Annotated in this window: 21 protein-coding genes; 18 read left to right on the top strand and 3 right to left on the bottom strand. The window is 61.0% G+C overall.

Translation table 11 applies throughout. The annotated features are described in order from the left end of the window. Positions 1-6: 6 nt before the first annotated feature. The 14 genes from NRB16_RS21855 (at position 7) to NRB16_RS21790 (ending at position 14,266) form a co-directional block, all read left to right on the top strand. The gene (locus tag NRB16_RS21855; protein WP_045493480.1) at positions 7-267 is read left to right on the top strand and encodes a YeaC family protein; all 261 of its coding nucleotides are present in this window, start codon (positions 7-9) and stop codon (positions 265-267) included. Beyond that, complete coding sequence (locus NRB16_RS21850) at positions 264-1,097, top strand: DUF2797 domain-containing protein (protein WP_045493479.1); 834 nt, start codon at positions 264-266, stop codon at positions 1,095-1,097. Before NRB16_RS21855 ends, NRB16_RS21850 begins: the two co-directional genes overlap by 4 nt. A 13-nt stretch (positions 1,098-1,110) precedes the next feature. Next, positions 1,111-3,765: an aminopeptidase N gene (gene pepN, locus NRB16_RS21845; RefSeq protein WP_257106906.1), complete on the top strand. Its 2,655-nt coding sequence runs from the start codon at positions 1,111-1,113 to the stop codon at positions 3,763-3,765. A gap of 220 nt (positions 3,766-3,985) precedes the next feature. Next, complete coding sequence (locus tag NRB16_RS21840) at positions 3,986-4,639, top strand: YjfI family protein (protein ID WP_045493470.1); 654 nt, start codon at positions 3,986-3,988, stop codon at positions 4,637-4,639. A 26-nt stretch (positions 4,640-4,665) separates the two neighbouring features. After that, positions 4,666-5,367: a PspA/IM30 family protein gene (locus tag NRB16_RS21835; protein ID WP_045493467.1), complete on the top strand. Its 702-nt coding sequence runs from the start codon at positions 4,666-4,668 to the stop codon at positions 5,365-5,367. A 140-nt stretch (positions 5,368-5,507) separates the two neighbouring features. Next, the gene (locus NRB16_RS21830) at positions 5,508-6,056 is read left to right on the top strand and encodes a rhomboid family intramembrane serine protease (RefSeq protein ID WP_045493464.1); all 549 of its coding nucleotides are present in this window, start codon (positions 5,508-5,510) and stop codon (positions 6,054-6,056) included. Positions 6,057-6,120: 64 nt separating this feature from the next. Next, positions 6,121-7,146 carry an ion channel gene (locus NRB16_RS21825; protein ID WP_253117277.1) on the top strand — a complete coding sequence of 342 codons (1,026 nt, stop codon included), beginning with the start codon at positions 6,121-6,123 and terminating at the stop codon, positions 7,144-7,146. Further along, positions 7,143-7,796 carry a YjfK family protein gene (locus NRB16_RS21820; RefSeq protein ID WP_257106905.1) on the top strand — a complete coding sequence of 218 codons (654 nt, stop codon included), beginning with the start codon at positions 7,143-7,145 and terminating at the stop codon, positions 7,794-7,796. Before NRB16_RS21825 ends, NRB16_RS21820 begins: the two co-directional genes overlap by 4 nt. A gap of 17 nt (positions 7,797-7,813) precedes the next feature. Further along, entirely contained in the window at positions 7,814-8,239 is a 426-nt protein-coding gene (locus NRB16_RS21815) for a DUF350 domain-containing protein (RefSeq protein ID WP_045493460.1), read from the top strand. A gap of 15 nt (positions 8,240-8,254) precedes the next feature. After that, on the top strand, positions 8,255-8,980 hold the full coding sequence (locus NRB16_RS21810) for a DUF1190 domain-containing protein (protein WP_045493458.1): 726 nt from the start codon (positions 8,255-8,257) through the stop codon (positions 8,978-8,980). Positions 8,981-8,992: 12 nt separating this feature from the next. Further along, entirely contained in the window at positions 8,993-10,150 is a 1,158-nt protein-coding gene (locus NRB16_RS21805) for a glutathionylspermidine synthase family protein (RefSeq protein ID WP_253141500.1), read from the top strand. A gap of 366 nt (positions 10,151-10,516) precedes the next feature. Continuing rightward, the gene (locus NRB16_RS21800) at positions 10,517-11,509 is read left to right on the top strand and encodes a YCF48-related protein (RefSeq protein WP_257106904.1); all 993 of its coding nucleotides are present in this window, start codon (positions 10,517-10,519) and stop codon (positions 11,507-11,509) included. Between the two features lie 17 nt (positions 11,510-11,526). Then, positions 11,527-13,920 carry an RND family transporter gene (locus NRB16_RS21795; protein ID WP_257106903.1) on the top strand — a complete coding sequence of 798 codons (2,394 nt, stop codon included), beginning with the start codon at positions 11,527-11,529 and terminating at the stop codon, positions 13,918-13,920. Positions 13,921-13,987: 67 nt separating this feature from the next. After that, positions 13,988-14,266: a DUF5629 family protein gene (locus NRB16_RS21790; protein ID WP_045493451.1), complete on the top strand. Its 279-nt coding sequence runs from the start codon at positions 13,988-13,990 to the stop codon at positions 14,264-14,266. A 114-nt stretch (positions 14,267-14,380) separates the two neighbouring features. Here NRB16_RS21790 and NRB16_RS21785 read toward each other — a convergent pair whose 3' ends face one another. Beyond that, positions 14,381-14,503 (bottom strand): hypothetical protein, encoded by a 123-nt coding sequence (locus tag NRB16_RS21785; RefSeq protein WP_257106902.1) that lies wholly within the window; start codon positions 14,501-14,503, stop codon positions 14,381-14,383. Between NRB16_RS21785 and NRB16_RS21780 the strand changes: the two genes are divergently transcribed. The 4 genes from NRB16_RS21780 to NRB16_RS21765 all read left to right on the top strand — a co-directional run bounded on the left by NRB16_RS21780 (position 14,502) and on the right by NRB16_RS21765 (position 17,101). Further along, positions 14,502-15,047, top strand: coding sequence for a hypothetical protein (locus NRB16_RS21780; RefSeq protein WP_257106901.1), 546 nt, complete (start codon positions 14,502-14,504; stop codon positions 15,045-15,047). The two genes, NRB16_RS21785 and NRB16_RS21780, sit on opposite strands and share 2 nt — an antisense overlap. A 73-nt stretch (positions 15,048-15,120) precedes the next feature. Beyond that, positions 15,121-16,296 carry a lactonase family protein gene (locus NRB16_RS21775; RefSeq protein ID WP_257106900.1) on the top strand — a complete coding sequence of 392 codons (1,176 nt, stop codon included), beginning with the start codon at positions 15,121-15,123 and terminating at the stop codon, positions 16,294-16,296. A gap of 121 nt (positions 16,297-16,417) precedes the next feature. After that, the gene (locus NRB16_RS21770; RefSeq protein ID WP_045493444.1) at positions 16,418-16,606 is read left to right on the top strand and encodes a hypothetical protein; all 189 of its coding nucleotides are present in this window, start codon (positions 16,418-16,420) and stop codon (positions 16,604-16,606) included. Between the two features lie 300 nt (positions 16,607-16,906). Then, the gene (locus NRB16_RS21765; protein WP_045493442.1) at positions 16,907-17,101 is read left to right on the top strand and encodes a hypothetical protein; all 195 of its coding nucleotides are present in this window, start codon (positions 16,907-16,909) and stop codon (positions 17,099-17,101) included. Between the two features lie 6 nt (positions 17,102-17,107). On the opposite strand, the gene NRB16_RS21760 is transcribed toward NRB16_RS21765, so the two are convergent. Beyond that, complete coding sequence (locus NRB16_RS21760) at positions 17,108-20,752, bottom strand: AAA family ATPase (RefSeq protein WP_257106899.1); 3,645 nt, start codon at positions 20,750-20,752, stop codon at positions 17,108-17,110. Continuing rightward, positions 20,749-21,990: an exonuclease SbcCD subunit D C-terminal domain-containing protein gene (locus NRB16_RS21755; protein WP_257106898.1), complete on the bottom strand. Its 1,242-nt coding sequence runs from the start codon at positions 21,988-21,990 to the stop codon at positions 20,749-20,751. The genes NRB16_RS21760 and NRB16_RS21755 overlap by 4 nt, the downstream gene beginning before the upstream one ends. Positions 21,991-22,027 lie beyond the last annotated feature (37 nt).

Below are 22,027 nucleotides of genomic sequence, written 5' to 3'. Positions count from 1 at the left end.
TACGCCATGTCCTCTTTTATGGAAATGATTGAAAACATCACCCCCGATATCTACGAGAGCCTCAAGCTGGCTGTCGAAATCGGCAAATGGTCCGATGGCCGCAAACTGACCCAGGAACAGCGCGAACTGTCGCTGCAGGCGCTGATCGCCTGGGAAGCGCAAAACCTGCCCGAAGAGCAGCGCACCGGTTACATGGGCCCGCAAGAATGCGCGTCGAAGTCGGCACCTGTGCCCAACATCCTGTTCAAGTCGGATGCCATCCATTGATTGAATTGGGTCGCGGTTCCGTCAACAAGATGGCGGTGCGTCAGGCTGACGCGCCGTTTGTGCAATATGCCTTTCGGCTGGGCGACAGCGAGATTGCCGTCAATCCGCTGATTGGCCAGAGCCTGCGTCTGGAATACCTGGGCGCGATTCACTGCAGCCATTGCGGGCGCAAGACCAAAACCAGCTACAGCCAGGGTTACTGCTACCCGTGCATGCAGAAGCTGGCGCAGTGCGACGTATGCATCATGAGCCCGGAAAAGTGCCATCACCATGAGGGCACCTGCCGCGAGCCTTCATGGGGCGAGCAGTTCTGTATGACCGATCACATTGTCTATCTGGCCAACTCCTCAGGGGTCAAGGTCGGCATTACCCGCGCCACTCAGCTGCCGACCCGCTGGCTCGACCAGGGCGCCAGCCAGGCGCTGCCGATCCTGCGCGTCGCCACCCGGCAGCAATCGGGCTTTGTCGAAGACCTGCTGCGCAGCCACGTTGCCGACCGCACCAACTGGCGCGAACTGCTCAAGGGTGAGGCGCTGCCGGTGGACCTTGTCGCGATCCGCGACGAACTGTTCGACAAGTGCGCCGAGGGGCTGGCGGGGTTGCAGGAACGCTTCGGCCTGCAGGCCATCCAGATGCTGCACGATGTCGAACCGCTGGAGTTTCGCTACCCGGTCGAGGCCTACCCGACCAAGATCGTCAGCTTCAACCTGGACAAGAACCCGATCGCCGAAGGCACGCTGCTGGGTATCAAGGGCCAGTACCTGATTTTCGACACCGGCGTCATCAATATCCGCAAGTACACGGCCTATCAACTGGCCGTGCTCCAGTAAAAAGGATTCGCGCATGCGCACTGAACAACCGCAAGTGATCTACCTCAAGGACTATCAGGCGCCCGAGTATCTCATCGACGAGACGCACCTGACTTTCGAGCTGTTCGAGGACCACACCCTGGTGCATGCGCAACTGGTGATGCGCCGCAACCCCGAGCGCGGCGCTGGCTTGCCGGCATTGGTGCTCGATGGCCAGCAACTGGAGCTGGTGTCGCTGCAACTCGATGACCGCGAGCTGCAACCGGCCGATTACCAACTCACCGACAGCCACCTGACCCTGCAGCCGTCCAGCGCCAGCTTCACGGTCGACAGCACGGTGCGCATCCACCCGGAAACCAACACCGCACTGGAAGGCCTGTACAAGTCCAGCGGCATGTTCTGTACCCAGTGCGAGGCCGAGGGGTTTCGCAAGATCACCTATTACCTCGACCGCCCGGATGTGATGAGCAGCTTCACCACCACGGTCAGCGGCGACAAGCAGCGCTATCCGGTCCTGCTGTCCAACGGCAACCCGATTGCCAGCGGCCAGGACGGCGATCGCCATTGGGCAACCTGGGAAGACCCGTTCAAGAAACCGGCCTACCTGTTCGCCCTGGTGGCCGGTGACCTGTGGTGCATTGAAGACACCTTCACCACCCGCAGCCAGCGTGAAGTCACCCTGCGCATTTATGTCGAACCCGAAAACGTCGACAAATGCCAGCACGCCATGGACAGCCTGAAGAAGTCCATGCGCTGGGACGAAGAGGTCTATGGCCGCGAGTACGATCTGGACATCTTCATGATCGTTGCGGTCAACGACTTCAACATGGGCGCCATGGAGAACAAGGGCCTCAATATCTTCAACTCCAGCGCCGTGCTGGCCCGCGCCGAAACCGCCACCGATGCCGCGCACCAGCGGGTCGAGGCGATCGTGGCCCACGAATACTTCCATAACTGGTCGGGCAACCGCGTGACCTGCCGCGACTGGTTCCAGCTCTCGCTCAAGGAAGGCTTCACGGTGTTTCGCGACGCCGGTTTCTCGGCCGACATGAACTCCGCCACGGTCAAGCGCATCCAGGACGTCGCCTACCTGCGTACTCACCAGTTTGCCGAAGATGCAGGCCCCATGTCGCACCCGGTGCGCCCGGACAGCTTTATCGAGATCTCCAACTTCTACACCCTGACCGTGTACGAGAAGGGCTCGGAAGTGGTCGGCATGCTCCACACCCTGCTGGGTGCCGAGGGCTTCCGTAAAGGCAGTGACCTGTACTTCGACCGCCATGACGGCCAGGCGGTGACCTGTGACGACTTCATCAAGGCCATGGAAGATGCCAACGGCGTCGACCTGACCCAGTTCAAACGCTGGTACAGCCAGGCCGGTACCCCGCGCCTGGACGTCAGCGAAGCCTATGACAGCGCTGCCGGCACCTACAGCCTGACCTTCCGGCAGAGCTGCCCGATTACCCCGGACAAGCAGGAAAAACTGCCGTTCGTGATTCCCGTGGCGTTGGGCCTGCTCGATGAGCAGGGCAACGAAATCGCCCTGCGCCTGAGTGGCGAAGCCGCTGCGCAAGGCACCAGCCGGGTCATTTCGGTGACCGAGGCCGAGCAGACGTTCAGCTTCGTTGACGTGCCTGCCAAGCCATTGCCATCGCTGCTGCGCGGTTTCTCGGCCCCGGTCAAGATGAGCTTCCCGTACAGCCGCGACCAGTTGATGTTCCTGATGCAGCACGACAGCGACGGCTTCAACCGTTGGGAAGCGGGCCAGCAACTGGCGGTGCAGGTGTTGCAAGAGTTGATCGGTCAGCATCAGGCCGGCCAGCCACTGGTACTCGATCAGCGGCTGCTGACTGCACTGGACACGGTACTGGCTGACGAGACCCTGGATCAGGCGATGGTTGCCGAGATGCTGTCGCTGCCGGGTGAGGCGTACCTCACCGAAATCAGCCAGGTCGCCGACGTCGATGCCATTCATGCCGCTCGCGAGTTTGCCCGTAAAGCTATCGCCGACAACCTGTCCGACAGCCTCTGGGCGCGTTACCAGGCCAACCGCGAAGTGTCGCGCAACACCGCCTACATCGCCGAGGCTGAGCACTTCGCTCGCCGTGCGCTGCAGAACATTGCCCTGTCGTACCTGATGCTCAGCGGCAAGCCTGAAGTGCTGGCGGCGGCCATCGACCAGTTCGACAGCAGTGACAACATGACCGAGCGCCTGACCGCGCTGGCGGTGCTGGTCAACTCGCCGTTCGAACAGGAGCGCGCCCAGGCACTGGCGGTATTCGCCGAACACTTCAAGGACAACCCGCTGGTCATGGACCAGTGGTTCAGTGTTCAGGCAGGCAGCACCTTGCCGGGTGGCCTGGCACGGGTCCGCGAGTTGATGCAGCACAAGGCATTCAACATCAAGAACCCGAACAAGGTCCGTGCCCTGATCGGTGCTTTCGCCGGCCAGAACCTGATCAACTTCCATGCCGCCGATGGTTCGGGCTACCGCTTTCTGGCCGACATCGTCATCGAACTCAACGGCTTCAACCCGCAGATCGCCTCGCGGCAGCTGGCGCCGCTGACCCGCTGGCGCAAGTACGACAGCGCCCGTCAGGCGCTGATGAAGGCCGAGCTTGAGCGTATCCGCAGCAGCGGTGAGTTGTCGGCTGATGTCTTTGAGGTGGTGAGCAAGAGCCTGGCTTAAGCAGGGTTCTCGCTGGAGAAGGGGCGCTATCGGCCATGGTCGATAGCGCCTTTTTTTATCGCAGGCATGGTGCTTCTAACTGACGTGGCTGCGTTTGTCAGTGGCCGAATAAGCACGATGAAACATTCTACAAAAATCCTCACATGTGAGGCTTTTGTTCGGCCTGGGTATCTGTTAGCGTTCACCTCCATTGCCACAACCAATCCAGGGAGCCGTGCCTATGCCTCGCAAGACCGGGGGCGCAACCACTGCTGAACAGGGCAAGAGCCTGAAAAGCTCGACCGACTACATGCGCGAAATGCGCCAACGCCTCAAGGACGCGGGTCTGGTCAAACGTGAGTTCTGGATCCGTCCTGAAAACGTCGATGCCCTGCGCGGTATCGAAAAAGCTTTGCGACAGCCCTACCTCGGTAAACGAATCAATCTGGAGGATTTCATGACCGGGAACACCCACTGGACCATCAGCTCGTTGCATCAATCGCTGGCCGAGCTTGAGCTCGTCAGCCTGGGGCAGATCGACCTGTCCCTCACCGACGGTGCCGAAACCGGTATCCGTCTGATCCTCAAGGAGTTCGGCGACCTGCCGGTCTATCTGGCCGTGGTTGGCGAGCAGATCCTCGCCGATACCACCCTGATCGAAGTCAGCCGGGTCAAGGACACCGCAGCCTTCAACGACATCGTGCTGCGCAGCCGTGACCTGTTCCCGCTGTCGGCGGTGGGTATCGAGCGTCTGGCCGACGGCCAGGAAGTCTACTGCCTGTTCGGTGCATTGAGTGCCGCTTCCAGTCTGACCGTGATCGTCCAGGAAGTGCTGACGCTGGCCGACAACGTGATTCGTGCGGCAGAAGCTTTCGAAGATCACTTCATCGACTGAATAGCGGTTTTGGCAGGAGAACACTCATGACGACAAGCATCTGGAAAAAACTGGTCACTGCCGTGCGCGGTGGCGCATCAGAAGCCGGTGAGGCAATCATCGACGCCAACGCCCTGCGGATTCTCGACCAGGAAATCCGCGACGCTGACAACGCACTGGCCAAGGCCCGTGAAGGTCTGATCGGTATCAAGGCCAAGCACAAGCTTTCTGCGCAGCGCCTTGAAGAACATGGCACCAATATCGCCAATTGGGAAAACCGTGCCCTGCAAGCCCTCAACAAGGGCGAAGAAAGCCTGGCCGTCGAGTGCGCGGCGAAGATCGCCGAGATCGAGGCCCAGCGTGATCAGGAAAAAGCCCTGGCCGACCAGTTCGGCAAGCAGGCTGCGCTGCTGCAAGAGCAGGTGGTCAAGTCTGAGGCGCGGATTCGCGGCCTCAAGCAGCAGGTCGAGATGGCCAAGGCCCGGGAAACCGTGCAGCGTGCCCGTGTCGCCACCGCCAATGCCACCGGTGGTGCCAATGGCGCGGTCGAGACCGCCGTCGGTTCGCTGGCCCGTCTCAAGCAACGCCAGGACGAGCAGGACGCCAAGCTTGAAGCCGCCGAAGAACTGGCCAGCCAGTCCAATGGCGGTGATCTGGAGCGCCGTCTGCAGGAAGCCGGCATCGGCGCCAGCAGCAGCGGTGCCGACGATGTACTGGCGCGTTTGAAGGCTCGCCAGACACCTCAGTAACAGGCGGCAGCTAACAGTACCGGCTTCAGTTGCGCAGGCTTCGCAGCTGAAGCTGCTCCTACCGGGTTCTGTGTCTGCTGCGCGACAGCGCGGCGGGCGAACGCTTATCAAGCCGCAACGCCATAGACAAGGAAGACCGCTTGGCATTCTCGACCCGACTTCGCGTTATTCTCGGTCTGGCGGCACTGATGCTCGCCGTACAGATCTACAACGCGGCCAGTGGCTATAGCCTGGTGGGCCACGGTATCCTGCCGCGTCATCTTTCAGGCTTGCAGGGCATTGCCCTGGCGCCACTGCTGCATGGATCCTTCGCCCACCTGCTCAGCAATCTGCTGCCGTTTCTGGTGCTCAGTTGGCTGGTGGCGACCGAGGGTGTCAAGCGCTATGCCTGGGTGGTGATACTGGTCTGCCTGTTTGGCGGCGGTCTGGTCTGGGTGTTTGGCCGTACCAGCCTGCACGTTGGCGCCAGTGGCCTGATTTTCGGCCTGTGGACCTATCTGCTGGCCAGGGTCTGGTATCAACGCAGCTTCGCCAGCCTGCTGGTGGCGCTGATCGCTCTGGCCGGTTATAGCGGTCTGGTGCTGGGTTTTCTGCCGTCACCGGGGGTATCGTTTGAGTCACATATCGGCGGTGCGCTGGCAGGAATCTTCGCAGCCAGGCTACTGCATGCCGGGCAAGGCAAGGTCTGAGTAAGGGCGATGGTGGCGACCGAGCCGCTGAAACATACCGGGTTCTGATAAATGGATTGCGCCAATGATGGTGTTGCTGTTGCTCAGGCGTCATGTGTCTGCTTTTTTCGAGCGTTTCGGCTGGGCCGGAATCGGCATGTTTTTGCTCGGTCACTACTTGCTGTCTTACCTGTTGCTGGCCCTGGCCGCTGAAGAGCATCTGCTGAGCGGGCTGGATTTCACCTATTTTTACCTGACCACGGCCACCACCGTGGGCTACGGCGACCTGTCACCCAAGTCTGCTGCCGGCAAGCTGATTACCAGTACCTGGATCATGCTCGGCGGGATTGCGTTACTGACCACAGTGATTGGCAAGGCGTCGACGTCGGTTGGCGATATCTGGAGACGCAACATGAAAGGGCAGGGCGATTGTTCAGCACTAAGCGGCCATACCGTGCTGGTCGGCTGGGACGGTGATGCCAGCGAGCGGATTGTCGAACTGCTCAGCCAGGACTGCCGCACCCGCAGCGGCGGGCTGGTGATCTGCGATTCGCTGATCACTGAAAATCCGATGCCAGGCCATGCCTCATTCATCAAGGGCGATTCGCTTGATTCGCCGGCGGTGCTGTTACGCGCCGGGGTTCGTGGCGCTGAACGGATTCTGGTGCACACCCGCTCCGACAGCCTGACCCTGGCGATTGTCCTGACCCTGAAAAAACTCGAGCCTGCCGGTCATGTGGTTGCCCATTTTGACAACTCTGAACGCGCCGCCCTGGCCAGAAGCTATGCCCCGGAACTGGAATGCACCTCCAACATGGCCATCGAGATGCTGGTGCGTTCGGCCCAGGATCCGGGTTCGAGCACCGTAATCAACGAACTGCTGTGCATCGGTGAGGGCGCAACCCAGTTCCGTCATGTGTTGTCGCCCGGTTTCAGCATCACCTGCGGCGAGCTTTATATCCGCCTGCGCCAGGAATTCAACGCCACCCTGATCGGTTATCGGGCGCCGCAGGGCAGCCATTTCGAACTCAACCCCGCCAACGATCTGCGTATCGAGGGCGGTGAAATTTTCTACATTGCATCCACTCGGCTTCAAGGAAACGCATTATGAGCTGGTTCAAGCGAGTCATGGGCCTGGAAGCGCCCCTGCCGAAAAGCACGGCTGCCAGTGTCTCCAGTCCGCTGGGGCTGCGCAGCGGTGGCATGTTGTGTCTGGACTCTTCCCTGAAACTGCTGCTCGATGGCCACAGCTATGTTGTGCTGCCGGGCGATGAAAAGGTCTGGGCGGTGGGGGAGATCGATCTGGGCCAGGCCATGGTGCTGCGCCGCTTCTATCTCGACGATGAAGACTACTTTCTGCAGATCCTCAGCAACGGGCCGTTGCCTGAGGACATTCAGGATATCGTGCTGTTCGGCTATTACAGCGCGACGCCGATCAACAGCCGTGACGAATTGCTGCGCCTGACCGGGCCGGATTCGAAAATCGGCCTGCCGACCTATGAGCATGAAGGCGAAGTGTTCGAGCGCCAATGGGGCACCGAGACCGGTCAGACCGAACTCACGCCTATGGACGAGAACGTCGTCAGTCCTGACACTGCCTACCGCGTCAAACACCTGAGCATGCTCTATGCGCGGGAAACCGGCCTGATCGACCGCCGTGAGTTTTTGCTGTTCTCGGTGGAAGAAGACGAGCAAGGGAACATTACCCTTACAACGGCGGTCGGTGTGACGCTGCTTTCTACAGACATCAACGTTCTATAAAAGAAAAGGAAATCTTCATGCTCGACGCGTTGCGTATGTCGCTCGATGCCCAGGCGGTGTTCGGCTTCATTCTCTATATTCTGGTCGCCGCTCTACTGTTCGCGGTGTTCCAGTTCATCTACAGCCGGGTGACCCCGCACAAAGAGTTTGTCCTGATCCGCGACAACAACAGCGCAGCGGCCCTGGCCCTGGGCGGTTCGTTGATCGGTTTCGCCTTGCCCGCCAGTAACGTCATCGCCTACAGCATCAATATTCTGGACGTGGTGGTCTGGGCGTTGATTGCGGCAGTGGTCCAGTTGCTGGCGTTCGGTGCCACCAGCCTGGTGCTCAAGGGCCTGTCGGCACGCATTGCCAAGGGCGAGATGGCCGCGGCCATCTACGCCGCCAGTGTCGCGGTCAGTGTCGGCATGCTCAACGCGGCCTGCATGACACCGTCGAACTGAGCCGGGGGAGCGATCATGAGACGCAGTTCAGTCAAGCTCGTGCTGGTCAGTACCTTGCCGCTGGCCCTGAGTGCCTGCGGGTCATCGGATGATGAGCCGAACTTCACCACCAAGACCACCTTCAAGACCGTGCAGGAATGCACCGACGCCAAGGTGCCGATCGAGGTCTGTTCCAACTCGTTCATGGAGGCGTTGACCGATCACCGGCGCATTGCCCCGACCTACGACGACCAGGCCTCCTGCGAAGCAGATTTCGTGCCGGACTACTGCCAGGTTGGCAGCGACGGCAAATACTCGCCAAAACTCGGCGGTTTCGAGCTGTCGTTCGCGGGTAACGTGCCCAAAGAGGTGCTGGACCAGACCAACCAGCAGATCATCCAGTCCAACCCCGGCGCGACCAGCAACTTCCTTACCGGGTTGCTGATTGGCAACCTGCTCAGCAACGGCTTCGGCAACAGTGGCCGCTATTACGCGCAGCCGGTTTACATGGGTCGCGATGATCGCGGCGGTTACTACAACTCTTCGCTCTATACCCATATCGACCGCGGCAAGACCTTCAGCCGCTCGACCCAGGCCCGTTACAGCACCGACAAGACCTACAGCAAGAGCACGCTGGGCCGCAGCCTTGGCAGTGGCTCATCGGTGTCGTCCACCGTGTCGCGTGGCGGTTTCGGCAGCCAGGCCAGTGCCCGCAGCGGCTGGAGTGGCAAGAGCAGCAGCCGCTCCAGCTTCGGCGGTTAAGGAATCTGTTGGATGAAACGGATCAGCATCGAAGAGCGCCCAGCCTGGCGCGCCACTGCCGAACGTGAAGGTTTCGACTTTCACACCATCGACGGTGAGCGCTATTGGGACGAGCGGCACTACTACCAGTTCAACGAGCGGCAGATCACCCGCGATCTTGAAGCACCGACCCAGGAGCTGCACCAGATGTGCCTGGATGTGGTGGCGCGGGTGGTCGATGACGAGGCATTGCTCAGCCAACTGGCAATCCCGCAAGCGTACTTCGACCTGATCCGCGACTCCTGGCAGCAGCGGCATGCGCACCTGTATGCACGCTTCGACTTCGCTTACCACGGCGACGGGCCGGCGAAGATGTATGAAATCAACGCCGACACCCCCACCAGCCTGATGGAAGCGGCGGCGTTTCAATTGCTGTGGCTGGAAGAGCAGATTGAACGCGGCGTGCTGCCGGCCAGGGCAACCCAGTTCAACGCGATTGCCGAAGACCTGATCAAGGCCTTCGAGCCGTTCCGGGGACCGGCGCCGTTCTATTTTTCGGCCATGTCCGGCTCGGCCGAAGACCGTGGCACCACTGAATTCATGCGGCGCATGGCCGCTCATGCAGGCATCGAGACCCGGCATATCGACATTGAGGACATCGGCCTTGATCAACAGGGACGCTTCGTCGATTTGCACGGCCAGCGTATCGAGCGGTTGTTCAAACTGCATGCCTGGGAGCACATCTTCCACGAGCCGTTCGGTGCGCACATCGCCGCCAGCGGCACCCGTTTCGTCGAGCCTGCCTGGAAAGCCATCCTCAGCAACAAAGGCATCCTGCCGCTGCTCTGGCAGTTCAACGAAGGCCATCCCAACCTGCTGCCATCGTTCGTCGACCAATACCCCGCTAGCCCGGTACCCAAAGGCTGGGTGCGCAAGCCTTTCTTTTCCCGCGAAGGCGCCAACATTGAAATCCGCACCCCAGGCGACGAAACCATTGCCGAAGACGGCCCCTACACCGACGCGCCGTACATCCTCCAGCAATACTCACCGCTGCCGCGTTTCGGCGACAGCTACACCCTGATCGGTTCCTGGGTCATCGGCGACCTGGCCTCCGGGATCGGCATCCGCGAAGACGACAGCTTGATCACCAAAGACAGCAGCCGGTTTTTGCCGCATGTGGTGATTGATTAAGAAGGTGCGCAGCCGCTGTTGATCTTGATCTTGATCTTCGAGCCGAGATGGCACAGACAACGCAAATCGCGGCTTGGGCGCCGTTCGGAGGGACGTTCGCCCGGCAGGGCGAAACCTGCAGTCCAGACACCGCGCAAAAGGATTTTCCATCGGTCCGCAGATCACGCCCTTTTCGCGGCTAAAGCCGCGACCCATGCTCTCCAGATCATCGCCTAGACTGCCTCAATGCCAGTAGCGCTTAACAAAACATAACGTCACGACAATTGTCAGGCACAGGCTTTACTGCCTAGCATGGCCCCGCCTCCAAAAAAGCGCAGGGCCGGTTTATCCAGCCACCTCGCACAACAATAAAACCGGGAGAGACGCATGCATCTGTCCATTGTCTGCCTGGCCGCCTTATTGGGCCTCACAGCAGTCAGCTCCGCCGTCGCAGCAACCGCAGCAGACAGCTACGCCATCGAATCGCCCAAGGCCGCGACCAGCCTGTTACTGGACGTCGTGCATGCCGGCCAGCGTCTGGTCGCGGTGGGTGACCACGGCCATATCCTGTACTCCGACGACCAAGGCCAGAGCTGGCAACAGGCCAAAGTGCCGACCCGCCAGTTGCTTACCGCCGTCTATTTTGTCGACGCGCAGCATGGCTGGGCCGTTGGCCACGATGCCCAGATTCTGGCCAGCAGCGACGGCGGCCAGAGCTGGACCAAACAGTTCGAAGACCTGACCCGCGAAGCGCCGCTGCTGGATGTCTGGTTCCAGGACCAGAGCACCGGCTTTGCCATCGGCGCCTACGGTGCCCTGTTGACCACCACCGATGGCGGTCAGCACTGGCAGGACGTCAGCGAGCGGCTGGACAACCAGGACCAGTATCACCTCAATGCCATCGCCCATGTGGCGCAAGGCGGGCTGTTCATCGTCGGTGAAGCCGGCGGCATGTTCCGTTCCCGCGATTTTGGCCTGAGCTGGGAAAAACTCGAAAGTCCCTATCACGGCTCGCTGTTCGGGGTCATCGGCACCTCCCAGGCGCAGACGCTGCTGGCCTACGGATTGCGCGGCAATTTGCTGCGCTCCACTGACTTTGGCGACACCTGGACCCACATCGAACTGCCCGGCGAGCGGGGGCCGCTGCAGGCCACCCTGGCTGGCGCCAGCCTGCTCAGTGACGGCACGCTGGTGCTGGTCGGCAATGCCGGCAGCGTATTGCGCAGCAGTGATGACGGGCAGAGCTTCAAGGTTTTCAACCGCGCCGACCATATCGCCCTGTCCGGGGTGACCGGCAATGCCCGCGGCGAACTGATTCTGGTCGGGCAGGGCGGTGTACGTCTTGGCTCGGCCAATGGCGCAGCGCTCAGTCAGCGATAAGCACAAGGACTCCATGCATGAACGATCTTCAGCAGCGCGCCACGCCCGCCGACGAGCAAGCGACCTTTCTTGAACGGTTGATCTTCAACAATCGCCCCACAGTGATCATTCTCTGTCTGCTGACCACCCTGGTGCTGGTCTGGCAGGCTTTGCAGGTGCGACCTTCGACCAGCTTCGAGAAGATGATTCCGCTGCAGCACCCCTTCATCCAGAACATGCTTACGCACCGCAATGACCTGGGCAATCTGGGCAATAGCGTGCGCATCTCGGTCGAGTCGCTGGACGGCGACATTTTCTCGCGCGACTACATGGAGACCCTGCGCCAGATTCACGACGAAGCCTTCTATATCCCAGGCGTCGATCGCTCGGCCATGAAGTCACTGTGGAGCCCCAGCGTGCGCTGGACCGAGGTGACCGAAGAAGGCTTTGCCGGCGGCGAGGTGATTCCCAAGAGCTACGATGGCGGTCAGGACAGCCTCGATACCCTGCGCAACAACGTGCTCAAGTCTGGCCAGGTCGGTCGGCTGGTGGCCAACGACTTCAGGTCGAGCATCGTCGAGATACCGCTGCTGGAGGCTTATCCGGACCCCAATGACCAGAGCGTGCTGCTGACCCTTGATTACCAGCAGTTTTCCCATCAGCTCGAAGAAAAGATCCGCGACAAGTTCCAGGCGCAGAATCCGCAGATCAAGGTGCACATCGTCGGCTTCGCCAAGAAGGTCGGCGACCTGATCGACGGCTTGTTCATGGTGGTGGCGTTCTTCGGCATCGCCTTTGTCATCACGCTGGTGCTGCTGATCTGGTTCACCCGCTGCCTGCGCAGCACCATCGCCGTGCTCTGCACCACGCTGATCGCGGTGATCTGGCAACTGGGCCTGATGCATGTGGTCGGCTTCGGCATCGATCCGTACTCGATGCTGGTGCCGTTCCTGATCTTTGCCATCGGCATTTCCCATGGCGTACAGAAGATCAACGGCATTGCCTTGCAGTCCAGCGAGGCCGATAACGCCCTGACCGCGGCACGGCGGACCTTCCGTCAGTTGTTCCTGCCGGGGATGATCGCCATTCTGGCCGATGCCGTGGGCTTCATTACCCTGCTGATTATCGATATCGGCGTGATCCGTGAGCTGGCCATCGGCGCGTCCATTGGTGTGGCAGTGATCGTGTTCACCAACCTGATTCTGTTGCCGGTGATGATTTCCTATGTCGGCATCAGCAAGCGGGCGGTCACCCGCAGCAAGCAGGACGCGGTCAGCGAGCATTCGTTCTGGCGCCTGCTGTCGGGGTTTGCCAACCCCAAAGTGGCGCCGGTGTCGGTGGTGCTGGCGTTGCTGGCCTTCGGCGGCGGGCTCTGGTACAGCCAGAACCTGAAGATCGGTGACCTTGACCAGGGCGCTCCAGAGTTGCGTCCTGACTCACGCTACAACCAGGACAACGCCTTTATCATCGAGCATTACTCCACCAGTTCTGATGTATTGGTGGTGATGGTCAAGACTCAGGCTGAAGGCTGCTCGGCGTATTCGACCATGTCGGCGATCAGTGAGCTGGCCTGGAAAATGGACAACACCCCTGGCGTGCAATCGACGGTTTCCCTGGTCAACGTTTCACGCCAGGTGATCAAAGGCATGAACGAAGGCAGCCTGAAGTGGGAAACCCTGTCGCGTAACAAGGATGTGCTCAACAGCTCCATCGCCCGTGCCGAAGGGCTGTACAACACTGACTGCTCGCTGGCGCCACTGATGATCTTCCTCAACGACCACAAGGCCGAAACCCTGGATCGGGCGGTCAAGGCGGTCGAGGAGTTTGCTGCGCAACACAACAGCCCCGATCTGCAATTTCTGCTGGCGGCCGGTAACGCCGGGATTGAGGCCGCGACCAACCAGGTGATCAAAGAGTCCGAGCTGTTGATCCTGGTGCTGGTCTACCTGTGTGTGGCAGGCATGTGCATGATCACCTTCCGCTCCTGGGCTGCGACCCTGTGCATTGTCTTGCCGCTGGTGCTGACCTCGGTACTGGGTAACGCGCTGATGGCCTTGCTGGGCATCGGCGTGAAGGTGGCGACGCTGCCGGTGATCGCGCTCGGGGTGGGCATCGGTGTCGATTACGGCATTTACATCTACAGCCGTCTGGAAAGCTTCCTGCGCGCCGGCCTGCCGTTGCAGGAGGCGTATTACCAGACGCTCAAGTCCACCGGCAAGGCGGTGCTGTTCACCGGTCTGTGCCTGGCGATTGGTGTCTGCACCTGGATCTTCTCGGCCATCAAGTTCCAGGCCGACATGGGCCTGATGCTGACCTTCATGCTGCTGTGGAACATGTTCGGCGCCTTGTGGCTGTTGCCGGCACTGGCACGCTTTCTGATCAAACCCGAGAAAATGGCCGGGCAGGTGGGGCATTCGTTGTTTTCTCATTGAAACGCGGCAGGGCAAGGCGCAGAGCTTTGCCCTATCATTGGCGTTTTTCCCAGGTACCTGACTGAACATGACTACTACTTCCTTCCTGCAAGCCCTGCAAACCACCACCATGCTCGAAATCGACGGCCTGCATGCCTGGGAATTCAGCCTGGATGATGGCCTGCAAGTCGAATGCATGGACGGCCGGGCGCGCAAGGTCTGGTCGTTCAGCGCAGCGCAGGTACAGGCCGCCGCGTTCGATGAATCCCTGCAGAGCTGGGTGATCAACGACGGTGAGGCGGATCACCGGATCGTCTGCATGGATGCCGTCAGTGCAAACGATGATGACGAGGCCGATCTGGATTGATCCAGATCAGTCTTTTAGAGCGCGCCAGCCGTTAAACTTCGCAGGCGCGTGTCGGCCCTCTGAATCAGAGGCCGGCATCGGGATGGTAGGGTGCCGGTGCTTGCGCATCGGTCACTACACAAGGATGTGCTTGCCTTTTCTTGCTCCGCTTGCGGGGTAACGACCTTCAAATTGCTGGCCATTGCCAGTCATCCGCTCCACGGAAGCGAGCGAAGCATTCATCAGGGAGATTTCCATGTCTACTCAAGGCGCGTTGAGTCGTGCGCGGCTGTTGCCAACTTTTTTCGGCGCCGGGCTGCTGGTGCTCGGCCTGGTCAAATTCAGTGCCGGCTTGAAGCTGGTCAGTCTGGGCGGTTCCTACTATTACGTCCTTTCCGGGCTCGGCTTTGCCCTGTGCGGCCTGTCGCTGATGCTGGTTGTGCACATGGCGGTGTGGCTGTTCACGTTATGCCTGTCGCTGGGGACCGTCGGGGCACTATGGGAAGTCGGCCTGGATCGTCAGCAACTGCTGCCGCGTCTGTTGATCTGGTTTCTGATTGGTCTGCTGCTGTTGCTGCCAGTGATCAGACGCAGCCTTAAACCCACCGGCCGACCCTTCTCACTCGGCCATTTGATCTCGGCCCTGCTGCTGGCCGGCATTTCACTGGATCCGCTGGCCCAGATTCGCCAGTTCGGACCTGACTACCGGCAATGGGCAGAGTCGCTGATTCCAAGCCTGGCAGTCATGCCGTTGGCGTTAGAGGACGGCGGTGCCAAGGATCTGCGCCAGCCAGAAAGCTGAACCTTTGCAGTAAAGGCGGTGTCCTGAATCAAGCGCGAATAACAATTCCCAAGAGTGCTCAACGGAGGCCGTCATGTCCCGCCCATTGCTGCCCTGGCTGGTGCTTGCCAGCATCTTCAGTGTTTTGCCCGCTCATGCTCAGGACAACGCCGACCTCGATCTGTTGGTGGGCACCTATACCCAAGGTGACAGCCAGGGGCTTTACCGGATGGGCTTTAACAGTCAGACCGGCTTGATCGACACCCAGCCACGGCAAGTGGTGGTGAGTGAAAATCCGTCCTGGCTGACCCTGTCGCGCGAAGCCGGTTATCTGTTCGTGGTCAATGAAAACGGTCCAGGGCAGGCGGACAGGCTGGGCAAGGTCAGTAGTTACATGATCGACCCGCAGACTCACGAGCTACGCTTGATCAATCAGGTCGCCAGTCAGAGCGATGAACCGACTCATTCAAGCCTCACACCTGATCAGCGTTATCTGCTGGTGGCCAACTATGCGGTGCAGGCCAAGCCGGGCGGGGCGCTGGCTGTCTTGCCAGTCGACAGCGCTGGCCGCCTGGGCGATGCGGTGCAGGTGCTTGGGCCCAACCCGCCCAGCAAGGTCAATGCCGAACGCCAGAGTTCTTCACATGTGCATGGGGTGCTGCCGACTCCGGATGGCAAGTACGTAGTGGCAGCGGATCTGGGGGCTGACAAGCTGTTTGTCTACCAGTACGACGCGCAACTCGGGCAGCCATTGCAGCCGTTCAAGGCGGCCACGGTAAGCCTGCCCAAGGGCAGTGGCCCACGGCATCTGTTGTTCAGTGACAATGGCAAGCACGCCTGGCTGACCCTGGAAATGACCGCTCAGGTCGCGGTGTTCGACTATCACAATGGTCGGTTCAGGCAGACCCAACTGGTTGATCTCAAACAGCCCGGCAAGCACCAGGCGGTCGGTGCCAGTGGCTTGCATGCCTCTGCTGATGGCCGTTTCCTCTACGTGGCCAACCGTGGCGATGCCAACGAGCTGCTGGTGTTCAGCATCGATCCGGCCAGCGGGGCACTCAAGGAGCTCCAGCGCCGTTCCGTACAGGGCCGTGAACCGCGGGAGTTCAGCATTGACCCCAGCGGCAGGTTCTTGCTGATCGCCAACCAGAAGAGCAACCAGATCGTGACCCTCAAGCGGGACCCACAGAGCGGGCGGCTGGGTGATGTGGTGCAGGCGCTGGACATGCCGGCGCCGTCGGCACTGCTGTTTTTGCCGTCGGCACAATGAACTATTAATCGCAGTGATAAAGGCTAGTGCCAGAAAGGATTTTTTCCCCGCGATCCTCAGGAGTAAGTTTGATCCATGGCCTCACGGCCCGGAACCCAAACCACTTCCGAGGATTTGCATCATGAACTTCAATCTCTTCTCGATCATTGCCGCATCCGCCATTTCTGCCACTGCCGCTCTGCCTGCCAGCGCCAACACAGAGGTGACCGAAAACAAACTGCATGTTGCCCAAAGCCAGAGCTATACCCCGCAGTACCTGCAACAGAGCGCCAACTTCTATGCTGCGCTGGATCACAAGACCGGCCAGTGACGCGAGTTTCATGAGGCTTTCGCGAGCCTGTTTGCCAACCCCGAGCTGACGACCGCTAGCCATTGTGCGCTAGGCAACGCAGACCCGGCGGCAAGCCTGCTCGCGAAAGCCCTTGTATCTGCACGATCCCCGTGAGTATTGCGCTCACGGGGATTGGTGTTTTTGGCCAGTAAAAAAACTTCAACTTTCAGCGGCTGCAAGCATCAATACCATTGATGCCTGATATATAGAGGTATGTTTTTTCATGGACCCGGTTTTCAGTAATGCTAGTGTTCTGAAACCCGTGATGGAGCAAAACCGATGGCCACAGCCATACTTCATTCGATCAAGCAGGGCGCGTATATCGCCATTGCCCTGTATGTGGTGTTCATTGCCGTGGTGACCGTGACCAGCATGAATCCGCAAATCAATGCCGCTCAGGTCAGCAGTGCTCAGGCGCCGGTGGCCGTGCACAGCGCCGCCACCGGACAACCGCTGCCTCAGCACGCGTCCTGACCCTGCTCAGCCGCCCACTTCCAGGGTACTTTGGCCGTTACCCTGGCGGCGGACACGAATCTGCACGGCAATGCGCTCGTGCATTTCCTGGACGTGGGAAATCACCCCGACCTTGCGCCCCTGAGCTTGCAGGCCGTCGAGGGCGTCCATGGCCAGTTGCAGTGACTCAGGGTCGAGACTGCCGAAGCCTTCGTCGATGAACAGCGATTCAATGCGCAAGGTGCTGGAGGCCATCGAGGCCAGGCCCAGCGCCAGGGCCAGCGACACCAGGAAGGTTTCGCCGCCTGACAGTGAATGCACCGAACGCAGTTCATCGCCCATTTCAGTGTCCATCACCAGCAGGCCCAACAGGCTGCCGCCACGCTTGAGCCGGTAGCGGCGCACCAGTTGGCGCAATTGGGCATTGGCGTGATGGACCAGCAGGTCGAGGTTGTAAGCCTGAGCGATCTTGCGGAAACGGTCGCCTTCGGCTGAACCAATCAATTCTGCCAGGCGGCCCCAGCGCAGGCGTTCGGCCGTAGCCTGCTCGATACGCGCCTGCAGCTCACCATTGGCTTGCTGGCGGCGCTGGTCCTCGCTGACCTGCGCACGCAGATCAGCGCATTGTTGTTCGGTCACTGCGCACTGCTCGCGGCTTTGCTGTGCGGCCTGTTCCAGCCCGGCGCCGTCGGTAAGCTCTGGAAAGTGGGCCTGATGTTCGCTCAGGCGCTGTTCGCGTTCGTGCAGCAGGACCCGGTTCTGCTCCAGCGCTTTCTCGGCGGCCTGCAAGCGCTGACGCAGTTCTTCAAGCTGCGCGTCGTCGACTTCCAGTAAGGCATTGAGGGTCGCATCGTCCAGTTGCGCATGGCTGTTGCGCCAGGCGCTGATCTGCTCATCGAGTCCGGCGGCCTCATCCTGCAACGCCTGCTGCTGTTGTTCGCTGGCCTTGAGTTCGGCGGCCAGCTGGATGCTCTGCGCCTGGTTGTCCTGTAGCCCCTGGGCGGCCAGTTGCTCGGCTGCGCGGGCCTGTTCAATCGACTGTTCCAGCGTTTGCTGCCATTGTTCGGCGCTGGCATGGCCACCAAGCAGTTCGCCCAATAGCGTCTGGCTGGCCTGCTGTTGTTCGCTGAGGCTTTGCACCTGTTGTTGCAGTTCAGCCTGACGTTGCTGGCGAGCGGTGAGTTCAAGTTGTTGCTGTTCAACGCGCTTGTGTCGCTCAGCCTGCTCCTGCTGTTGCTCCTGTTGCTGCTCAAGCAGCGCCAGGCGTTCAACGACTTGCTGCTCCAGCCGCATGACACTGGCCGAGGTCTCGTTGCGCAGTGCCTCAAGCCAGTCGCTTGGCAGTATCGGCTGCAATGCGCCAAGTTCTTCTTCAAGACGCGCATGGTCGCTATTGAGTTGACGTTGCTGCTCTTCAATCTGGGCGTTGGCGTTCTGGCTGGCTTGCTGGGCTTCTTGCAGTTGTTGCTGCAGCCGGCCGGCGTCCTGTTGCAGCTTGAGCAGCGCCTGCTGGCGCTGCTCGTCCTGCTCAATGACCTGGGTGAGCTGCTGCTGTTGGCGTTGCAGCCAGGCCGCGCGTTCTGCCTCGTTAATTGCATGCAGGGCGGCTGCCTGAGGATGCTCCTGCAACGGCTTTGCCAATGCTTGCTGCTGGCTTTGCAACTGATCCTGCTGACCCAGCAGGTCTTTCATGCGTGAGGTAAGCACCGCGTATTGCTCGCGCAGCAGGCTGCGGCGTTCCTTGAGCTCTTCGACGGCCTTTTCGGCGCCGGCCTGTTCGCTTTCATCGTGTTCGGCCAGCCCCTGCAACAGCGCTTCGGGTTGGTGCCAAGGGTGCTCGATGCTGCCGCACACCGGGCAAGGCTGCTCGTCCTGCAACTGGTTGCGCAGCGCATCGACCCCGGCGCTGCGCGCCAGGCGCTGGCGCTCCAGCAGTTCGCGGGTGACGCTGAGGGTTTGTTCGGCGACTTTGAGCTGCTCGTTGACCGCACTGCCATCGGCGGCCAGTTGTTCGCGCTCTTGGCCGGCTTTATGCAACTGGTCAGTGATGCCTTGGCGTTGTTGCTCCAATTGCTGGTGGCTGGTCCACAGCCGCTCAAGTTCTTCGCTGGCACGCTGTTGCTTGCGGTTGTCTTGCAGCAGGCCGCCGAGCAATTGCAGCTGTTCGGTTACCGCCGAGACTTCGCAGTCGGCTTCGCGGTACAGCAGTTCCAGGGCGTTGCGCTGTTCGGCCAGTTGCTGTTCGGCGTCGCTGGCACGCCGGGTCAGGGCCGGCAGTTCCTGTTGCCCGTGGCGCCAGCGATTGGCGGTCAGGGTCAGTGACTTGAGCCGGCCTTGCCAGGCACTCCAGGCCTGGGTCAGGGGCGCCAGGGCACTGCTGTTGTCGAGCTGCGCGGTGATGTCGGCCAGGCGGTGTGCGACGTGTTGCTGTTGGGCGAGCAAACTGTCCAGTTGCTGCTGAGCCTGTTGGCAGTCGTGTTCATGTTGTTGCTGGCTGGCGCGGGTTTTGCTCAGCGCGTCGGCCTGATGACTCAGGGTGTTTTGGGTGTCGAAGGCGTGTTGCAGCCGGCTTCGTGACTCGCTGGCCTGTTGCTGGGCTGCAAGCAGTGTGGTGTGGGCCATGTCGCGGCTGGCTTGCAACTGCTGGTGGGCGGCGCTCAGTTCGCCGTGGCGGGCCTGTTGCCGGGCGATGTGCTGCGCCAACGGTGCCCGTTGCGCATCCAGGCTGGCGCGTCGGACAAAGCGATGGCGTTGCGGTGCGAGGCGCTCCAGTTGGCCGAGCTTGTCTCGCTCGCCGGCTTGATCCTGCCAGTCTTGCTCGGCGCAGGCCAGGCTGTGACGAGTGGCCTGGGTCTCTGCGCCCAGCCGTTGTAACTGGCCGAACCACTGCTGTTGCTGTTCCAGCTCGCGCAGGCGCTGCTGGTCGAGCTTGAGCTGCTGCTGGGCCAGGCTCAACTGCTCATCCAGCTCGGCACGGGCCTGGGCAGGCATGGGGGCCACGCCGCTGGCCAGCAGGTTGAGGTCTTCCAGCGCTTTTTTTGCGTCGCTGGCCTTGAGCCAGGCGCGCTTGCCCAGTTGGCTGTAAATGGCCGTATTGGTGAGTTTTTCCAGCAGTTCGCTGCGTTCTTTGTCGTCGGCTTTGAGAAAGGCGCTGAATTCGCTCTGGGCGAGCATCACGGCACGGGTGAACTGCTCGAAATTCAGGCCCAGGCGTTGTTCGACCAGTTGCTCGAACTCGCGTTTGCTCTGATTGCTGAGCACCTGCTCGCTGTCCAGATCAGTCAGGATCTGCCGGCTGGCCTGCAGTTTTTTGCTGGCATTGTCGCGGGCGCGATTGGTCTCCCAACGGGCACGGTAGCGGCGCTGATCAATGCCGATGAAGTCCACTTCGGCATAACCGCTGCCGGTCCCACGGCGCAGCAGGGTGCGCGGGTCGCTGGTGGTGATCTCACCGTCGATGTCCGGCACCTTGGACTGGCCGACCCGGCTCAGGCGTGGCACGGCGCCGAACAGTGCCAGGCACAAGGCGTCGAGCAGGGTGCTCTTGCCGGCTCCGGTCGGGCCGGTGATGGCGAACAATCCGGCGCTGGCCAGCGGTTCTGCGCTGAAGTCGACCTCGAACGGGCCGGCCAGCGATGCCAGGTTCTTCAGGCGGATGGCAAGAATCTTCATTGTTCGGCCTCCTGCTGCACTTCACGCAGCAGCGTGGCGAAATCATCGAGGGTCTGGTCGTCGACCTCATTACCGTAGTTGTCCTGCCAGGCCCGCCGGAACAGTTCATGGGGGGTGAGCTGTTCGAGGTCGATCAGCTCGCTGGCGGCAGCGTCTTCAGCGTCGCCGTTGCGCCCGGCATATTCGGCGGCGATGCGTACCAGGCGTACAGCCTTGCCTTGCAGTGCCGCCTCGATACGGTTGCGCAGGTCTGGCTGCGGCTGGTCGAGACGCACCCGGACCTCCAGCCATGGCTGGCGATGGGGTTCATCAAGCAAGTCGACCTGTGGCAGTGCGCCGAGCTGTACCAACAGGTCGTCGAGCAGCGCCGGACCGAGGCGTTGCAGGGGCACGGCACGTGGAATCAGCAGCGGTTCGACGCTCACCAGTTGTTCAGCCTCGCAGGTGATTTCCAGTATCTGGTGCTTGTAGCCAATCTCTGAGAATGACAGCGGAATCGGCGAGCCGCTGTAGCGGATGCGTGTCTCGCCGTTGACCTGCTGTGGCTTATGCAGGTGCCCAAGCGCCACGTAGGTGATTTCCGGGCCGAACAGGGCTGCTGGCAGGGCTTCGGCGTTGCCGATGATCAGGCTGCGTTCGGAGTCTTCGGACACACTGCCGCCGGCCATGTGCGCATGGCTGATGGCGATCAGTGCCTGGCCGGGCTCGCGTTTGCGTTGCGCGGCGTCGATCAGCAGGCGATGCACCTGGGCAATGCCGTGCAGGTAGTTATCGCCCGCCTGCGCGCCAGTGACTTCCGCCGGGCGCAGGAACGGCAACGCCAGGCACCAGCCCCGCACCGAGCCACTGGCATCGGGCAATGGCAGCAACAGGCGCTCGGCATCCAGGCTGCCGTCATCGAGCCACAGCACCCGCCCCAGCGCGTGGGTACGCAGGCGGCGCATCAACGGCGCGGGCAGTTCGATACGCGAGCCGGAGTCGTGGTTGCCGGCAATCATCACGATGGTCAGGTGTGGCTGCTGCTCATGGGCGTCGACGATGAATTCGTACAGGCGCTCCTGGGCACTGACCGGCGGGTTGACTGTATCGAAGATATCGCCAGCGATCAGCAGCACATCGGGTCGCCGCTCGGCCAGTCGGGCCAACAGCCAGCCCAGAAAAGCCTGATGCTCGAAATCGCGTTCCTGACCATGCAGGTGCTGACCCAAATGCCAGTCGGAGGTGTGAAACAGACGCATTGCATTACCTTGTGATTGAACCGCGCAGGACCCGCCG

This window comes from Pseudomonas sp. LJDD11, assembly GCF_024584215.1.
In the GTDB taxonomy this organism is placed as follows: domain Bacteria; phylum Pseudomonadota; class Gammaproteobacteria; order Pseudomonadales; family Pseudomonadaceae; genus Aquipseudomonas.
This window is presented reverse-complemented; position numbering and strand designations above follow the sequence as displayed.

Excerpts from the sequence above, each read along its gene's own strand:
- NRB16_RS21760 (WP_257106899.1), bottom strand. The coding sequence starts at position 20,752 with ATGAAGATTCTTGCCATCCGCCTGAAGAACCTGGCATCGCTGGCCGGC.
- NRB16_RS21800 (WP_257106904.1), top strand. The coding sequence starts at position 10,517 with ATGCATCTGTCCATTGTCTGCCTGGCCGCCTTATTGGGCCTCACAGCA.
- NRB16_RS21810 (WP_045493458.1), top strand. The coding sequence starts at position 8,255 with ATGAGACGCAGTTCAGTCAAGCTCGTGCTGGTCAGTACCTTGCCGCTG.
- NRB16_RS21780 (WP_257106901.1), top strand. The coding sequence starts at position 14,502 with ATGTCTACTCAAGGCGCGTTGAGTCGTGCGCGGCTGTTGCCAACTTTT.
- NRB16_RS21790 (WP_045493451.1), top strand. The coding sequence starts at position 13,988 with ATGACTACTACTTCCTTCCTGCAAGCCCTGCAAACCACCACCATGCTC.
- NRB16_RS21785 (WP_257106902.1), bottom strand. The coding sequence starts at position 14,503 with ATGGAAATCTCCCTGATGAATGCTTCGCTCGCTTCCGTGGAGCGGATG.
- NRB16_RS21755 (WP_257106898.1), bottom strand. The coding sequence starts at position 21,990 with ATGCGTCTGTTTCACACCTCCGACTGGCATTTGGGTCAGCACCTGCAT.
- NRB16_RS21805 (WP_253141500.1), top strand. The coding sequence starts at position 8,993 with ATGAAACGGATCAGCATCGAAGAGCGCCCAGCCTGGCGCGCCACTGCC.
- NRB16_RS21855 (WP_045493480.1), top strand. The coding sequence starts at position 7 with ATGTCCTCTTTTATGGAAATGATTGAAAACATCACCCCCGATATCTAC.
- NRB16_RS21840 (WP_045493470.1), top strand. The coding sequence starts at position 3,986 with ATGCCTCGCAAGACCGGGGGCGCAACCACTGCTGAACAGGGCAAGAGC.
- NRB16_RS21775 (WP_257106900.1), top strand. The coding sequence starts at position 15,121 with ATGTCCCGCCCATTGCTGCCCTGGCTGGTGCTTGCCAGCATCTTCAGT.
- NRB16_RS21765 (WP_045493442.1), top strand. The coding sequence starts at position 16,907 with ATGGCCACAGCCATACTTCATTCGATCAAGCAGGGCGCGTATATCGCC.
- pepN (WP_257106906.1), top strand. The coding sequence starts at position 1,111 with ATGCGCACTGAACAACCGCAAGTGATCTACCTCAAGGACTATCAGGCG.
- NRB16_RS21770 (WP_045493444.1), top strand. The coding sequence starts at position 16,418 with ATGAACTTCAATCTCTTCTCGATCATTGCCGCATCCGCCATTTCTGCC.
- NRB16_RS21795 (WP_257106903.1), top strand. The coding sequence starts at position 11,527 with ATGAACGATCTTCAGCAGCGCGCCACGCCCGCCGACGAGCAAGCGACC.
- NRB16_RS21825 (WP_253117277.1), top strand. The coding sequence starts at position 6,121 with ATGATGGTGTTGCTGTTGCTCAGGCGTCATGTGTCTGCTTTTTTCGAG.
- NRB16_RS21835 (WP_045493467.1), top strand. The coding sequence starts at position 4,666 with ATGACGACAAGCATCTGGAAAAAACTGGTCACTGCCGTGCGCGGTGGC.
- NRB16_RS21820 (WP_257106905.1), top strand. The coding sequence starts at position 7,143 with ATGAGCTGGTTCAAGCGAGTCATGGGCCTGGAAGCGCCCCTGCCGAAA.
- NRB16_RS21815 (WP_045493460.1), top strand. The coding sequence starts at position 7,814 with ATGCTCGACGCGTTGCGTATGTCGCTCGATGCCCAGGCGGTGTTCGGC.